Origin of the sequence: Planktosalinus lacus, from assembly GCF_014640155.1 — a bacterium.
Lineage (GTDB): Bacteria > Bacteroidota > Bacteroidia > Flavobacteriales > Flavobacteriaceae > Planktosalinus > Planktosalinus lacus.
This window is the reverse complement of record NZ_BMGK01000004.1, coordinates 221,575-236,701: the sequence shown is the minus strand read 5'-3', so window position 1 is coordinate 236,701 and position 15,127 is coordinate 221,575. Positions and strand designations below refer to the sequence as shown.

Below are 15,127 nucleotides of genomic sequence, written 5' to 3'. Positions count from 1 at the left end.
TGTTAGCATAACTTATATAGGTAGTCGCTTATATTTTAAACCACAACCTTCATCACAGGCATTAGTTCCTTCAAAAACTATTAATTCATTATTTTCAAGCTCAACAACAGACTCTGAAAATATAATCCAACCATAAATTCCTAAATTACATTCACTTAAATTTAAGTATAACCGGTATTTATTAATTTCATTATCATATTCAAATGTGTATTCTCCATAACATTCATAACCTTGCTGATTAATTAAATTGAAGTTAAATAAACCATCTTGAAAAGTGATTGTATGATAATAATCAACATCAGAATTTACAACAAACCAATTAGTATTTGAATCCTCAGGATAGGGATCCCAAGTTGCTTTAACTTCCCATGCGCCCTCTATATTGATATCTCCTTGCCCTTTATCATCTTTTGTACAAGCAGTAGTTATGCATAAGAGGGCAATAAGAATTAAATATGTTGTTTTCATTATTTATATATTTTAATGTTGAATAAGCACTTGCATTTAAATAATCTCTATCCCGTAGTATCAGTTATGCTAAATAAAAACACAACAACTTCTAGAATGTCATAACTGGAAGCGGGTATAATTACTCGTTTTGAATTCTTTTAAATTTCAATCCACATCCTTCATCACATGATAGATAAGTTGGGACAAGAATTAAGTGATTGTTTTCAAACGTATAGTTTTCTTTGAAAACTCCCGGCGGGTTTTCTATACCAGTGGTAAAATTTTCACAACCAAAATTCAACTCAATAGTGTCTTCAGTAAATGTATAAGTGCCATAGTCACATTCTATAAATCTGGTTGACGTAAAAGTGTTGTCGTCTAAAAAAGTATACTTATAAATGGTATTGGGTGGTTGCCATTCGCCATTGCTTGAACTCCCATCATTATTATAAATTTCTTTCAATTCCCAACTCCCAAGAATAAGATCCATCTCTTTATCGCTTTCATCTTTTGTACAAGCAGTAGTTATACATAAGAGGGTAATAAGAATTAAATATGTTGTTTTCATTATTTATATATTTTAATATTGAATAAGCACTTGCATTTAAATAATCTCTATCGCGTAGTATCAGTTAAGTTAAATAAAAAACTCACCATACGCTGAATTGTCATAACTAGAGGTGGTTTATAGTTTTGAGATCTTATTCGTTAGTAATTTTAACGTATTTCTCAGCACATCCTTCATCACAGCTTATTTCATCAATTAAAAATAAATAGGTCTCAATGAATGGCATTCTAAAATTGGCAACTTGTTGACCATTTTCACAATTAAATGAAAAGATAATTCTTCTATGTTCTATATTTTCGTACGTTTCTATTTCATAGACACCGTTTGAGCAATTGAAACGATTGCTGCTCATAGTGCCGTCTTCATTAAAAGTGTAAAAATGGCCATTTTCTACTGGATACCAGTTTCCATCCGGGTTTTCACCATAAGGTTCATAAGCTTCAATCATTTGCCAAGTTCCCACTAATGGGGTTTCTTGTTTTTCTCTATCGTCAGAATCAGTGCAGCTTAGAAATAGACAGAGTACAGTTAAGGTTAAAAAAATTGACTTCATGTTGATTAAATTTAATGTTCAATAATCACCTACAAATGATTGCTCTCCATATTGTATTTTAAAATAAACTCCGCTTGAAAGGATTATATTTTATAAATATACCATTTTCAATTTTAATGATATAAAATAATACCATAACAAATTATTACCTTTGAACAAACTCAATCTCAAACCAAACGTCTAAACTCCCATGGCTCTCCTCAACCGCAAACAAAAAAAGTTCCTGCTCAAGTTGTTGAGCCTTTTTTCTGTTGTTAGGGGGTACAATATTTTAATCATCGTCATTGCGCAGTACCTCACGTCCATTTACATCCTGGCGCCCGGGAAACCTTTGTTTCAGGTGTTGTTGGACCCCAACTTATTTGTCATTGTGCTGGCATCTGCCTTGGCGATTGCCGGGGGGTATATCATCAACAACTTTTATGATGCTGAAAAGGACTTGATCAACCGGCCCAACAAAACTTATCTCGATAGTTTTATCAGTCAAAACACCAAGCTCTCAGGGTATTTTGTACTGAATTTCCTTTCGGTAATCCTGGCGAGTTACATCTCTTTTAAGGCCGTGCTGTTCTTTTCGCTTTACATTTTCTTTATCTGGTTTTATTCACACAAGCTCAAAAAATACCCCTTTATTGGTAATTTAACGGCTTCGGTGCTGGCCATTACACCCTTTTTTGCGGTGTTTATTTACTATCAAAACTTCGCTTTGGTCATTTTTGTGCACGCCACCTTTTTGTTTTTGATCATCTCCATGCGCGAACTCGTCAAAGACCTCGAGAACATCAAAGGCGATTTAACACAAAACTACCACACCATACCGGTGGTGTATGGCGAGCGGTTTTCAAAAAAAATACTCACTTTTTTAAGCTTGTTGACGCTCCTGCCAATCTATCTGTTGCTCAGCAGATTTGACATAGGCTTTATGCAGTATTATTTTTTAATGGCGGTGCTCCTGCTGTTGCTTTTTTTATTCTACCTCTGGAAATCTTCGGCAAAACTCGATTATATGATTCTCCACGCGATTTTAAAACTCATCATTGTGGTGGGAACCCTCAGTATTGTGCTCATTGATGTTGACTTACTGCTCAGTAGAATTATGTAACTTACAGTTGATTGAAAGACATAAAATAAACTACCTTTGCAAAAAAATTAGGATTATGGCAAAAGAACCAGAAAAACGAGGCGGAAAACGAGAAGGAAAATCCAAATCCAAAGACATACTAAAGAAGAAAAAATTCGTTCCAAAGGGACCCCCAAAAAAACAAGCCCCTAAGTCCAAAGGTCCTTCTGACGAAATACGTCTCAATAAATACATTGCCAACTCCGGCATGTGTTCACGCCGTGAAGCCGACCTTTATATCTCCACCGGCCAGGTGCAGGTCAACGGACAGGTGGTCACTGAAATGGGTCATAAAGTTAAATTGACCGATGAGGTTAAGTTTGACGGAAGACGCATCAGCCCCGAGAAAAAAGAATACATACTGCTCAACAAGCCCAAAGGCTTTGACACCTCTACCAAAGAAGAAACCCTGCATAAATCGGCTGTAGGTCTGGTTGCCAATGCGTCCAAATACAAACTGGTGCCCGTGGGCAGACTGCAACGCAACACCACCGGATTGTTGTTGTTTACCAACGACCACGATATGCAGAAAAAACTCACCGATACCGGTTTGATGATTAGAAAAATATACCAGGTGTCCTTGGATAAAAACCTGAAGTTTGAAGATTTTCAGAAAATAGAAGAAGGCCCCACTGTGGAAGGCAAAAAAGTGAGAATTGATGCCGTTTCTTATGTGGAGAATGCACCCAAAAGTGAAATCGGCGTTCAACTGAGCAGCAACCGCAACAATATTGTACGCAAAATCTTTGAAGGCTTAGGCTATGATGTCATCAAATTAGACCGCGTTTCTTATGCCGGGCTCACAAAAAAAGACCTGCCCAGAGGCCACTGGAGGCATTTGACCAAACAGGAAGTCATCAATTTAGGGATGATGTAAAAAACAAATATTTTTTATTCCGTGTGAGTAAAAATTAAATTTTTTTAACTTCATTTGTACTGTGCTAAACCCATTTATGTTTCACGTTAGCAAGAGCACATTGATGGCCTTATGATTTTTTTTAACCAATTTGGTCTTTTGAGATACACACAGTTGCATTCAAAAGTTGTGTTGAAACAAAAAAACCAAATTTTTTACAACAGCTTCACCCGTTCCTCCGAAAACCCGGCACCGGTTTTTGCGGTCTTAACACCCATTCGCATTTGAACTTTATTATGGTTTCGTTAATTTATACGACAAACTTTCGCATTGACTAACTTTTTTTATTAATTTATACGAAATTTTACTAACACGAATGAAGACAAGATATATAGACCTCATAGACCAAACTTTTTATTTCCCCCAGGAAGAATTCACACTTGAAGACAACGAACTCCAGTTTCACGGCATCGACCTGATGGAACTGGTGGAAGAATATGGCGCCCCCTTAAAGTTTACGTATCTGCCCAAAATATCAGACAACATCAACCGCGCCAAAGGCTGGTTTAAGTCTGCCATCAAAAAGAACAAATACAAAGGCAAGTACAATTACTGCTACTGCACCAAGAGTTCCCACTTTGAATATGTGTTGCACGAAGCCCTTAAAAATGACATCCACATCGAAACCTCTTCGGCCTTTGACATTGATATTGTCAACAAGCTCAAGGCAGATGGTAAAATCGATGACCAGACCTATGTGATTTGCAACGGTTTTAAGCGTGACCAATACATCTCAAACATTGCCAACCTCATCAACAGCGGCCACAAAAACTGTATCCCGATCATTGATAACTATGAAGAGATTGGCTTACTGAATGAAGAAATCAAAGGGAAATACAAAATAGGCATCCGCATAGCATCAGAGGAAGAACCCAAGTTTGAATTTTATACCTCCCGTCTGGGCGTAGGCTATAAGAATATCTTGCCTTTTTACAACCGCCAAATCAAAGACAACAAGAAAGTGCAGCTCAAGATGTTGCATTTCTTTATCAATACCGGGATTCGCGATACTGCCTATTACTGGAACGAACTGCTTAAATGTATGCAGGTGTATGTGCAGCTTAAAAAAGTATGCCCCACGCTTGACAGCCTGAACATTGGTGGCGGCTTCCCCATTAAAAACTCGCTTGCATTTGAATTTGATTACCAGTATATGGTGGACGAAATTTTACATCAAATCAAGCTGGTATGTGATGCTGAAGAAGTGCCCGTGCCCCATATTTTCACCGAATTTGGCAGCTTTACCGTGGGCGAAAGCGGCGGTGCTGTGTATGAAGTGTTGTACCAAAAACAACAAAACGACCGGGAGAAGTGGAACATGATCAACTCATCGTTTATCACCACCTTGCCAGACACCTGGGCCATCAACAAACGCTTTGTGATGCTGGCCGTAAACCGCTGGAATGATGAATATGAACGCGTCCTGCTGGGCGGGCTCACCTGCGACAGCGATGACTATTACAACAGTGAGCAGCATATGAACGGCATTTACCTGCCCAAGTATAAAAAAGAAAAACCTTTGTATATTGGGTTCTTCAATACCGGTGCCTATCAGGAAACCATTGGTGGCTTTGGAGGCCTGCAACACTGCCTGATTCCTTCGCCCAAACACATTTTAATTGACCGGGATGAAAACGGAAAGATTACCAAAAAACTATTCAGTGAACAACAAAAAAGTGAAGACTTACTCAAAATTTTAGGATACAATGACTAAGAGAAATTATGCCGGAATCCCGGACAAGTATGCCCGCATTGACGAGGCCAAAGTAGTGTTAATCCCTGTTCCCTATGACGGAACCAGCAGTTGGGGAAAAGGAGCAGACAAAGGCCCCGAAGCCTTTTTACACGCTTCTGAAAACATGGAACTCTATGACATCGAAACCCGTAGCGAGGTGTATAAAAAAGGAGTGTACCTCGCGCCGCCGGTAACAGAAAACACGTCTCCCGAAAAAATGGTGGAAGCTGTGCACAAAACCGTAAAAAACTATATCCAGCAGGATAAATTCGTGACCATTTTTGGTGGGGAACACTCCATTTCCATCGGGACTATTCGCGCGTTCAATGAGTCATTTGAAGACCTTACGGTAGTGCAAATTGATGCCCATGCCGATTTGCGCCCCGAGTATGAAGGCAGCAAATGCAACCACGCTTGTGCCGTGCACGAAGCCAGCCAAACCACCAACCTGATTCAGGTGGGTATCCGCTCGATGGATGTTTCCGAAAAGGAGTATATGGACGAAAACCAAACCTATTTTGCCCACGACCTGGAAAACTATGAAGATTGGATGGACGACGCCATTGGCCAGATGACCCCCAATGTGTTTATCACCATCGACCTCGATGCCTTTGACCCTTCCATTATGCCTTCCACCGGAACGCCTGAGCCCGGAGGCTTGCTGTGGTTTGAAACCATGGAGTTTTTAAAGCTCATGTTTAAAAAGAAAAACGTGGTGGGCTTTGATATTGTAGAGCTGTGTCCCAATGAAAACGAGAAATCATCAGATTTCCTTGCGGCGAAACTGTACTACAAAATGCTGAGTTATAAATTCAAATATGAAAACAGAAAAAACGACGATGATGACGAAGAATAAAGGAGCCATTTCAAATTTTATAGAAAAATATTATTTACACTTCAACGCAGCAGCCTTGGTCGATGCCGCCAAAGGCTATGAAGACCAACTCAACCAGGGTTCCAAAATGCTGGTATCCCTTGCGGGGGCGATGAGCACCGGTGAGCTCGGGAAGATATTTGCCGAAATGATCCGTCAGGACAAAGTACACATTATTTCGTGCACCGGCGCCAACCTTGAAGAAGACATCATGAACCTGGTGGCGCATTCGCATTACAAACGCATTCCCAATTACCGCGATTTAACCCCGGAAGAGGAATGGGAATTGCTTGAAAAAGGCCTCAACCGCGTGACAGATACTTGCATCCCTGAAGAAGAAGCTTTCCGTAGACTGCAAAAACACATCGTCAAAATCTGGAAAGAAGCTGAAGAGAAGGGCGAACGCTATTTACCCCACGAGTTTATGTACAAGATGCTCTTGTCCGGCGTTTTGGAAGAGTATTATGAAATTGACCTCAAGGATTCGTGGATGTATGCGGCCGCCGAAAAAAACCTTCCCATGGTCGTTCCCGGTTGGGAAGACAGCACCATGGGGAATATTTTTGCCTCTTATGTGCTGAAAGGCGAACTCAAAGCCGGCACCATGAAAAGCGGTATCGAGTATATGACCTTTCTTGCAGATTGGTACACTGAGAATTCTGAAAAAGGCATTGGCTTTTTCCAGATAGGAGGCGGTATTGCCGGTGACTTCCCTATTTGCGTGGTACCGATGTTGTACCAGGACATGGAACGCACAGACACGCCCTTCTGGAGTTATTTCTGCCAGATATCAGATTCCACCACCAGTTACGGCTCTTATTCAGGCGCTGTCCCCAATGAAAAAATCACCTGGGGAAAACTTGACATCAAAACCCCAAAATTTATCATAGAAAGTGATGCTACTATCGTGGCACCTCTTATATTTGCTTACCTATTAGATATGTAATTTATGAAGAGAATCATCGTTGACTTTAAGAAACTAACGCCCGAAATTTTAAAACTCCTGGTCGAAAAGTACCCGGACGGTTATGACGATTTAAACATCATTACGTTTAAAAACGCTGCCGGCGAAATCGTTGAATGTGTCGAAGTGCGCACCGAAGACACCATTTACCTGGTCAAAGTGAGCACCAAGCTGGAACGCACCATGGAAAACTATGACGAAGACGACTATGAAGACTTCGCTGACGATGACCCGGAAGCAGTACAACCCCCCGAAGACCTCCCCGAGGACGCCGAGGATGAAGACGACATGGATTAAGTTTCTATACTAAACACACTCCAACCCACTCTGAACAGTTGGGTTGTTTTTTTTAATTCTTTTGTAATAATCGCCGTGTACCGTGAAAAATTAATATGTTATTTCTTAGAATTGATTATACTTTATCAGGGAAGTGATCTGTCAATTCATTGAAAATTTCCTTACTGGTGCGTATTTCAATTTTGGAACCGTCCAAAAGTAAAAGCATATAAGTGAGTTCCCTATAGTTATGCATTATATTGGATGATCCTTTGATTTTATGAATTTGATTGTATGAAAGGTCCCATTTTTTTGATGGAGTTTCAATGATCATTTTATCAGGAAAAATCCTTAACCTTCCCTTTTCGAGAGACCGTAAGCCACGTAACCATTCTCCTAAGAGTAGTATTACAGCTGAACCACCTAATACAAGATAAACATTGCGCGGTACTATAAAAAACAGATATAAAAATGATATCTCGTTTGGCATATAATAGGCAGGGTGTACGTCTCTGATATAAGTTGACCGCTTTTTTAAGTACACAGTGTTCAGCTTGGCCGAAAGCTGATGGTAGTATGTCTTTTTTTCGTATTAATGCAATGTTCAAACTGAGGTAATGTATGGTTCATGATGGGTTAATGCAATATTCAAGTTGAGGTAATGTATGGTTCAAGGGGGTCGAATGTAACTCTAAGGCAACGTTTACTCAACTCTAATGCAACAAAAAAGCTACATGTATAGCATGGTTAAGGCGTGATAAAGGCATGGTAATGCTATTTAAAGTAATTTTTAAAACCATCAATCACTATTTTTTGACAATGAAAATAATGCTTAAAAACGGTCAACCCTAGTCAGGGAAGTGCCTCAGTTCCCGTGCGATTGCATCGCGTGGTTTTTAACCTCCCAAATAAAATACCCCAGCACCACCACATATTCCAGTGCCACGAGCCAGAGGTGTTCCTGAAAACCGCCCGGGCTATAGGCAGCATAACTCAAAACAATCATAAAGCTCCACACCAGCATAAAGCGGTAGCGGGTAAAAAGGCTCAGTACCAGCGGGATGGTGAGGTACCAGGGATGCACGGTGGTGGAGAGCAGCAGGTATAAACACATACCTAATAGCATCAGGACAATCAGTTGCCGTATGGAGGCGGCCTTCCTGAACAAGCTGAGGTAGAGGACAAACAACAGGGTGATGACCGGCAGGATGGTGCCCACGGTGCCAATGATGTTCCAGCCCACGGTCTCAAAACCAATCCAACGAATGAGGTAATACACACCGGCATTGAACTCAAAAGTGACAAACCACAGGCTCAGGGTCTTGCCAAAGTTTTGAAGAAAGGCCTCTGAGAGGAAGGGGAGAAACAACACCAACACCGTTGCGAGCACTGTGATATAATAAATGATTAGCTTTTTGAGTGCGGCGGCTTTGGTGGGGAATTGCGTGATAAAATAAGGCAGCAACAAAGGTAAAAACACCAAAGGGATCAATTTGGTTGCTACCGAAAGTCCAAGGAAAACCCCACTCCACAGCCATTTTTTGGTGGCCAGAAAGTAGAGTGCCCCCACCAGAAAGAAGACCATCACACCTTCAAAGTGCAGGTTCCCGGTGAGCTCGATGATGATAAACGGGTTCAAAAAGAACCAAAAGATATGGTGTGCCGGCAGCTGGAGCTTTTCCAACAGCTTCTTACCAAACAACACCGTCCCGATGTCTGCGGCGATGAGGATGACCCGCAGCACGATGACAGACCCGAGGATGCTCTTTCCGGCAAGTAAGGCCGCCAGGGCATAGATGCCTTGCGACAGCGGTGGATAGTTGCTGTAGTGACCGGCATTGAGGGTGCCCATGCCATCGATAAGCGTTTGTGCTTGATGGATACCCGTCATTCCAAGCGAAGCGAAGGAATCAGGGGTAGAAAGATACGGATTGATGCCCTGTACCAGCAGGCGTCCGTCCCAGAGGAAGCGGTAAAAGTCCTGCGAGAGGTTGGGGATGGAAAAGATAAAAACAGCCCGGAGTGCGATGCCCGTCCACAGGAGGAATTTAAAGTTCCCGGCGTTGAGCTGCACCAGTTTGTAGAACAAAAAGAAGAGCGCGGCATACAGGCTGAACAGCTTGATAAAGTCACTGCGCTCCAGTTGGTATGCAAAAGACCCGTAAAACACAAGGCTGGCTGCCACCATCAGCAGGGGGATGCGGTAAAGATTGAGTTTTCCCATCAGCTGGTAATGAAGATGTTTTTAAATAGTAAATGATATGAAAGAACACTGAAAAATGGAAGTATAAGCAAAAGAACAACTTCTTTTGTCTTAGTAATTTTTAGCAGCGGATAGATTAGAAAAAAGGCAATGCATAAAAATAATGCCGGCATTATTAAAACGGGAAGGTTTAAAGCGAGGCTAAGAGCATAAGTACCGGAAGATACGTAAAAGAAGGAACGGTAAAAGGTATCGAAATGTAAATCTATGGCATACGCGATAAAATTCAATACTTCAAAGCTGAAAAGCACGATAAGTAGCACGCCACATAAACGTAACACCATATTCTTTGAGCGATGAATTTTAAATACAGGGACCGTGAGGAACAGTGCTGTTTTGATTAAAAAAACGACGGAATAATAGGTTATAAAAGAAAGGGTTTGGTCGACCTTACAAATACTAGCGTAAGTATAAAAAAAGAATTCACCTCCTGCCAAAAGGGTCAATCCGTTAATCATCATGTTGTATACAAGTAAATATAGCGGATATGAAAGAAGTAGTATAAGCAAGATTTTAATAAAGTCCTTCATATCGCATCTTATGGTATCAATAAGCTAAAGCGGGATATTAAAAATACAAAAAATAAAAAACTACTTTAATCGCAGCGATTTAAAAAACACATAGCCAAAGCCCAGGAACAACATCAAATGAAACGGGAAGAGACCGAAGTCACCTTCTTTGCCCACCACAAAAGCGCTGTACATCCCAAAGGCAAAATAGAGCATCAACAGGCCTTCAATGACCACGTGTGGGGACAGCTTTTCCTTGAGGTAAATATTGCCTTTCCAGGAATCTTTGAGGGTGTTGATGTTGAATTTGGGGGTTCTGATGAATTCGCTCTTTTTACCCAAATGCCCCTCAAGAATGGCGATGGTGTTGTGCAGTGAAAAGCCCATCGCGATGGAAAAAAAGGTAAAGAACATACCGATGTACTTAAAAAAGTTCATGAACCCGCCACCGTATATTTTTTTGAACATCACCCAGTAGCAGACAAAAAAGATAAAGGTGCTGAGCACAAAGAAGCTCATCACGATAAAATAGACTTTCAGGTGTTCATATTCGTTTTTGATATAGAGCATCGGGATGCTCAGTACCGCCACAATAAAGATGTTCAGGAACATCGTGCTGTTGAGCAAATGCAGGAGTCCGTGTATCTTGGTCTTAAACGGAATGGAAGGGGAGGTAATTAACTTCCACTTCATTTTCTGAAAGTTTTCGGCCCCACCCTTGTTCCACCGGAATTGCTGCGAGCGCGCCGCACTGATCACCACCGGAAGCTCTGCAGGGGTTTCCACATCTTCCAGATAGGTAAACTTCCAGCCTTTAAGTTGGGCGCGGTAGCTCAGATCCAGGTCTTCAGTGAGGGTGTCGCCTTCCCAGTTGCCGGCATCGATGATGCATTGCTTGCGCCAGATGCCCGCCGTGCCGTTAAAGTTGATAAAGTGGTTGTGGCTGTTGCGACCCACCTGTTCAAGGCTGAAGTGGGCATCGAGCGCAAAGGCCTGTACTTTGGTCAGGATGGAATAATCGCGATTGATATGCCCCCAGCGGGTCTGGACAACCCCGATATTGTCTGAAGTAAAATGGGGCACCGTGCGTTTGAGCCAATCGGGTTTGGGAAGGAAGTCGGCATCAAAGATGGCGATGAATTCGCCTTTGGCGGTTTTCAGTCCTTCCTTGAGGGCACCGGCTTTAAAGCCCGTGCGGTTGGTGCGGGTGATGTGCTGGATGTCCAGTCCGGTTTGTTGGAGTTCGTTTACCAGCTGTGCCGTGTCGGCCAGTGTTTCGTCTGTGGAATCATCGAGTACCTGTATTTCCAGTCGCTCAGCAGGGTAATCTATTTCAGCGATGTTTTTGAGCAGGCGTGCCATCACATACTTTTCGTTATACACCGGCAATTGGATGGTCACGTGGGGGACTTCGGCCAGGTTCTTCCAGTTGATGTTTCTGCCCGTTTGTTGTTTGTTTCTGTTCCTGACGTAATTAAAAAGGAGGTTGAGTTGTGCCAGTGCGTAGATGAGGATAAACACCAGCGCAAGGGTATACATAACGATAATAATGCCTTCTACAATCACTTTTTAAAACTGTATTTAAAGATCCACCCTAATATTTTGACACCGGCCATAACAGCCCCCTTCACGGTTCCCGATACTTTGGAAACGCCAATACGGTTCTTATAACGCACGGGCACTTCGGTATAGGTATACTTCCTTTTCAGGGCTTTCAGCTGCATCTCGACTGTCCAGCCATAGGTTTTGTCTTCCATCTGCAAAGCTAAAAGTTTTGGGTATTTTATGGCCCTGAATGGGCCTAAATCTGTAAACCGCGACCGGAAAAACAAGCGCATCAAGTTAGTAGCCAGCCAATTCCCGAATAGTTGGGGGAAGGTCATGGAGCCTTTTTCGCGTAAGCGTTTTACACGGGCGCCAATCACCAGGTCAATATCTTCTTCAAGAATGGGGGCAACGATTTTGGTGAGTTCTTCAGGGTAATCGCTGTAATCACCGTCGAGAAAGACAATGATATCGGGCTTTTCAGCTTGTTGTGCAATATAATCCATGCCCTTTAAACACGCATAGCCATAGCCTTTTTGTGTTTCTGAAAGCACGGTGGCACCGGCGGCCTTGGCCACGGCTGCCGTCTCGTCTGATGAGGTGTTGTTCACCACAATGATTTCAGAAACATAGTCAGGGATTTCAGCAACCACCTTTCCGATGGAAGCTTCTTCATTGAATGCCGGGATGATGACTTTAATAGTTGTGTTCATCTAAAAGTTAACTGTGGGGTTGTCTATTTTAAAACGGATGATTGAGGTCCATTCGCCTACCTTTTTATCGTGTTCATATTTGAGTGCCTTGCGCAATTTGTTTTGTTCATATACCAATGCGTACCCTTCGCGCTGTCCGTCTTGATACTGTACTTTAAGGGCATATTTTCCGTTGTGGAACACCCACCAGTCGTTCCTCGTTCCGTTCCTGAAATGACCCTCTTTAAGCAGGTTGTTTTCGCGGGAATAAAAGTACCAATAACCATGCTTTTCACCCTTATGATAGGGTCCTTTTTTTTGCACGCTTGCATTGGGATGGTAATATTTCCAGTAACCGGTTTTTTGGTTGTTCTCCATCCGGCCTTCTGCTTTTAAGACGCCTGAGGCATAATACTCTTTTTTATATTCTTCTTCCGTGGATGTCGAAGTAAACATCAGGATTATACAGAAAAAGCTTGTAAAAAGTTTTAAAATCATTGTCTCTACTTTTTATAGGTCGTATTAGTAGCTAGTAACTAACACGATCAAATGTGTCTCAGTTTAGTTACGAATTGTAAGGAGTTTTGGTTTTATTTTTTGGAATTAAAAACCATACGAAACTTTTTGTCGTAAGTAGGGTATGACTAACAATTCTAAATATTTTATGATGAAAATGAAAATCAAAGTTATTACAAGCGTGTGCTTGTTGTTTTCTGTCTTACTTACGGCGCAAAGCCCTGTAAGCGGATTTATGAAAAAAGCCGGTGAAGGTTCCGTAGTGGTTTCTTACTCACAGGAATCGTATGACAAGGTATTTCTGGTTCCGATGGAAGTAGATGGAGTACCTGTCTTTAATGAGGTGAACATCTCAAGCATTTCACTTTTCACCGAAGTGGGAATCACAGACCGATTGAATGTTATTTTAAACGTTCCTTACATCGAATCTGAAGGAAATGCCAGTGAAGCCGTACTGGAAAACAACGGTTTTGAAAACACCCGAAGCGGTCTTCAGGATGTGAAAATCTATGCCAAGTATCTTTTTCACACATTCAACACCGGTTCTAGTACCATCGACCTGATGGGGGCCATTGGATTGGAAACACCCCTGGGCGATTACAGCGCTGATGAAGGGTTGCAATCCATTATTGCCATTGGGAATGAATCCTCGAGTTTCAATATGCTGGGAACCGTACATTATAAATCTGCTTTCGGTCTTTTCGCAACCGGGCAGGCGGGATACAGCTTTCGCGGAAACAAAGCCCCCCACGCCTTATTGTCTGAATTAAAACTGGGGTATGCAGGCACTCATTTTTATGTGGATGCCTTTGTGGCCAACCAGCTTTCTGAAAAAGATGGTGTGGATATTTTAGGTGAAGGCTTTGAAGGCTTTTTCCCTGCCACCCGGGTTAATTACACCAGAGTGGGTGTCAATTTATATGTGCCTGTAGTGTCAGGTATAGGAGTGTCAGGAGGCGCCTCAACCTATGTTGCCGGTAGAAATGTTGGTAAAGCCACAGGTTTTTATGGCGGACTCGTTTACTCATTTTAATTACTAACTCAAAAAAATATACACAATGAAAAATCTAAATATATTCAAGTTCCTTTTTTTGCCCCTCACGGTAACTCTGATGCTGTTCGGTTGTGAAACTGAATCCAATTTTGAAGACGAATTGCCCTCTATTGCCTACATAGCAGTTTCAAACCCTGATTTCAGTACGCTGGAAGCAGCAGCCGTTGCAGGCGAAGTTGCCGTAACATTGAGCAACCCAAACCCCAATGATCCCTCAGGAAGCTATACCGTTTTTGCACCTACCAATGACGCGTTTGCCCGTTTGGGATTGAATGAAGAAACCCTGGGGGTGTTGCAAAAGCCCTTTTTGACAAGCACTTTACTCTATCACGTTTCCAACGGAGACTTATTGAGCGGTAATATTATGGCCGGTGGTATGTCTGCTTCCGCTTTGGGACCTGACAGACGTTTTATCACCAGAGGTAATGATACCTATATCAACGGCTCTAAAATCCTTGCGACCGATATAGCTGCCAGCAATGGAACGGTACACGTCATCGATAAAGTAATGATCGCTACAGGCGTAGATATAGTACAGTCTGCCATCGCGCTTCAAAGTGCCAGTGTGTTTACATCACCTGAATTGTCCTTTTTAGTGGAAGCGGTAGTCTATGCTGATCTTGTAGAGGCGCTGACAGCCGCTCCCGGCAGTTCTGAATTCACAGTTTTTGCGCCCACTGACCAGGCATTTAAGGATTTAGGCACCGCACTCGGACTGACGTTCAATGAACCGGCAGATATCAGACAATTGCCACAGGAAGTTGTTGCAACGGTGTTGTTGAACCACGTACTTGTGGGTGACAGCTTTACCAGCGAACTCGATGCGGGAACAGTGACTCCTTTGGGTGGCGATCCGTTGACTTTAGGAGCCTTTATGAATGAAACGCTTACTGTTACCGGCGCCGGAAACGGAGGCGCTGAAGCCAATATGGTCATTCCGGATGTGCAAACTACAAACGGAGTGGTGCATGTGATAGACAGGGTATTACTACCAAACTTATAAGAAGAAGCATAATTTGTTTTGTGTGTTAATTAGCTGAACAACGCCAATGGACTTCCTTCCCCATTGGTGTTGTGATTTAAAAAGGTATG

16 protein-coding genes are annotated in these 15,127 nt (G+C 42.2%); 8 read left to right on the top strand and 8 right to left on the bottom strand.

What is annotated here, in order from left to right:
• Window positions 1-12: 12 nt before the first annotated feature.
• From IEV69_RS06405 to IEV69_RS06395, 3 genes are all read right to left on the bottom strand, one after another.
• A complete protein-coding gene (locus IEV69_RS06405; protein WP_188440641.1) occupies window positions 13-468 on the bottom strand; it encodes a copper chaperone PCu(A)C in 456 nt (151 codons plus the stop codon).
• Window positions 469-589: 121 nt separating this feature from the next.
• Complete coding sequence (locus IEV69_RS06400; RefSeq protein WP_188440639.1) at window positions 590-1,018, bottom strand: hypothetical protein; 429 nt, start codon at window positions 1,016-1,018, stop codon at window positions 590-592.
• 133 nt (window positions 1,019-1,151) lie between these two features.
• Window positions 1,152-1,571 (bottom strand): lipocalin family protein, encoded by a 420-nt coding sequence (locus tag IEV69_RS06395; RefSeq protein WP_188440637.1) that lies wholly within the window; start codon window positions 1,569-1,571, stop codon window positions 1,152-1,154.
• Between the two features lie 190 nt (window positions 1,572-1,761).
• On the opposite strand from IEV69_RS06395, the gene IEV69_RS06390 reads away from it, so the two are divergent.
• From IEV69_RS06390 to IEV69_RS06365, 6 genes are all read left to right on the top strand, one after another.
• Window positions 1,762-2,673, top strand: coding sequence for a geranylgeranylglycerol-phosphate geranylgeranyltransferase (locus IEV69_RS06390; protein WP_188440635.1), 912 nt, complete (start codon window positions 1,762-1,764; stop codon window positions 2,671-2,673).
• A gap of 55 nt (window positions 2,674-2,728) precedes the next feature.
• Window positions 2,729-3,568 (top strand): pseudouridine synthase, encoded by an 840-nt coding sequence (locus tag IEV69_RS06385; protein ID WP_188440633.1) that lies wholly within the window; start codon window positions 2,729-2,731, stop codon window positions 3,566-3,568.
• A gap of 355 nt (window positions 3,569-3,923) precedes the next feature.
• Complete coding sequence (locus IEV69_RS06380; protein WP_188440631.1) at window positions 3,924-5,321, top strand: type III PLP-dependent enzyme domain-containing protein; 1,398 nt, start codon at window positions 3,924-3,926, stop codon at window positions 5,319-5,321.
• Window positions 5,314-6,198, top strand: a complete 885-nt coding sequence (gene speB / locus IEV69_RS06375; protein WP_188440630.1) for an agmatinase — start codon at window positions 5,314-5,316, stop codon at window positions 6,196-6,198. Before IEV69_RS06380 ends, speB begins: the two co-directional genes overlap by 8 nt.
• Complete coding sequence (locus IEV69_RS06370) at window positions 6,185-7,162, top strand: deoxyhypusine synthase family protein (protein ID WP_188440797.1); 978 nt, start codon at window positions 6,185-6,187, stop codon at window positions 7,160-7,162. Before speB ends, IEV69_RS06370 begins: the two co-directional genes overlap by 14 nt.
• A 3-nt stretch (window positions 7,163-7,165) precedes the next feature.
• Window positions 7,166-7,477, top strand: a complete 312-nt coding sequence (locus IEV69_RS06365; RefSeq protein WP_188440628.1) for a hypothetical protein — start codon at window positions 7,166-7,168, stop codon at window positions 7,475-7,477.
• Between the two features lie 115 nt (window positions 7,478-7,592).
• Here IEV69_RS06365 and IEV69_RS06360 read toward each other — a convergent pair whose 3' ends face one another.
• From IEV69_RS06360 to IEV69_RS06340, 5 genes are all read right to left on the bottom strand, one after another.
• Window positions 7,593-7,946: a hypothetical protein gene (locus IEV69_RS06360; RefSeq protein ID WP_188440626.1), complete on the bottom strand. Its 354-nt coding sequence runs from the start codon at window positions 7,944-7,946 to the stop codon at window positions 7,593-7,595.
• 375 nt (window positions 7,947-8,321) lie between these two features.
• Window positions 8,322-9,680, bottom strand: coding sequence for an MptA/MptB family glycosyltransferase (locus IEV69_RS06355; protein ID WP_188440624.1), 1,359 nt, complete (start codon window positions 9,678-9,680; stop codon window positions 8,322-8,324).
• Between the two features lie 629 nt (window positions 9,681-10,309).
• Entirely contained in the window at window positions 10,310-11,794 is a 1,485-nt protein-coding gene (locus IEV69_RS06350) for a cellulose synthase family protein (RefSeq protein ID WP_188440622.1), read from the bottom strand.
• Window positions 11,791-12,486 carry a glycosyltransferase family 2 protein gene (locus tag IEV69_RS06345; protein WP_188440620.1) on the bottom strand — a complete coding sequence of 232 codons (696 nt, stop codon included), beginning with the start codon at window positions 12,484-12,486 and terminating at the stop codon, window positions 11,791-11,793. The genes IEV69_RS06350 and IEV69_RS06345 overlap by 4 nt, the downstream gene beginning before the upstream one ends.
• Complete coding sequence (locus IEV69_RS06340) at window positions 12,487-12,963, bottom strand: toxin-antitoxin system YwqK family antitoxin (protein ID WP_188440618.1); 477 nt, start codon at window positions 12,961-12,963, stop codon at window positions 12,487-12,489.
• Between the two features lie 175 nt (window positions 12,964-13,138).
• On the opposite strand from IEV69_RS06340, the gene IEV69_RS06335 reads away from it, so the two are divergent.
• Both IEV69_RS06335 and IEV69_RS06330 read left to right on the top strand, forming a co-directional pair.
• Window positions 13,139-14,014, top strand: coding sequence for a hypothetical protein (locus IEV69_RS06335; RefSeq protein WP_229741370.1), 876 nt, complete (start codon window positions 13,139-13,141; stop codon window positions 14,012-14,014).
• A 25-nt stretch (window positions 14,015-14,039) separates the two neighbouring features.
• Window positions 14,040-15,038, top strand: a complete 999-nt coding sequence (locus tag IEV69_RS06330) for a fasciclin domain-containing protein (protein WP_188440616.1) — start codon at window positions 14,040-14,042, stop codon at window positions 15,036-15,038.
• Window positions 15,039-15,127: the final 89 nt, after the last annotated feature.

Excerpts from the sequence above, each read along its gene's own strand:
- IEV69_RS06340 (WP_188440618.1), bottom strand. The coding sequence starts at position 12,963 with ATGATTTTAAAACTTTTTACAAGCTTTTTCTGTATAATCCTGATGTTT.
- IEV69_RS06385 (WP_188440633.1), top strand. The coding sequence starts at position 2,729 with ATGGCAAAAGAACCAGAAAAACGAGGCGGAAAACGAGAAGGAAAATCC.
- IEV69_RS06405 (WP_188440641.1), bottom strand. The coding sequence starts at position 468 with ATGAAAACAACATATTTAATTCTTATTGCCCTCTTATGCATAACTACT.
- IEV69_RS06400 (WP_188440639.1), bottom strand. The coding sequence starts at position 1,018 with ATGAAAACAACATATTTAATTCTTATTACCCTCTTATGTATAACTACT.
- IEV69_RS06380 (WP_188440631.1), top strand. The coding sequence starts at position 3,924 with ATGAAGACAAGATATATAGACCTCATAGACCAAACTTTTTATTTCCCC.
- IEV69_RS06345 (WP_188440620.1), bottom strand. The coding sequence starts at position 12,486 with ATGAACACAACTATTAAAGTCATCATCCCGGCATTCAATGAAGAAGCT.
- speB (WP_188440630.1), top strand. The coding sequence starts at position 5,314 with ATGACTAAGAGAAATTATGCCGGAATCCCGGACAAGTATGCCCGCATT.
- IEV69_RS06365 (WP_188440628.1), top strand. The coding sequence starts at position 7,166 with ATGAAGAGAATCATCGTTGACTTTAAGAAACTAACGCCCGAAATTTTA.
- IEV69_RS06330 (WP_188440616.1), top strand. The coding sequence starts at position 14,040 with ATGAAAAATCTAAATATATTCAAGTTCCTTTTTTTGCCCCTCACGGTA.
- IEV69_RS06355 (WP_188440624.1), bottom strand. The coding sequence starts at position 9,680 with ATGGGAAAACTCAATCTTTACCGCATCCCCCTGCTGATGGTGGCAGCC.
- IEV69_RS06390 (WP_188440635.1), top strand. The coding sequence starts at position 1,762 with ATGGCTCTCCTCAACCGCAAACAAAAAAAGTTCCTGCTCAAGTTGTTG.
- IEV69_RS06335 (WP_229741370.1), top strand. The coding sequence starts at position 13,139 with ATGAAAATCAAAGTTATTACAAGCGTGTGCTTGTTGTTTTCTGTCTTA.
- IEV69_RS06370 (WP_188440797.1), top strand. The coding sequence starts at position 6,185 with ATGACGAAGAATAAAGGAGCCATTTCAAATTTTATAGAAAAATATTAT.
- IEV69_RS06360 (WP_188440626.1), bottom strand. The coding sequence starts at position 7,946 with ATGCCAAACGAGATATCATTTTTATATCTGTTTTTTATAGTACCGCGC.
- IEV69_RS06395 (WP_188440637.1), bottom strand. The coding sequence starts at position 1,571 with ATGAAGTCAATTTTTTTAACCTTAACTGTACTCTGTCTATTTCTAAGC.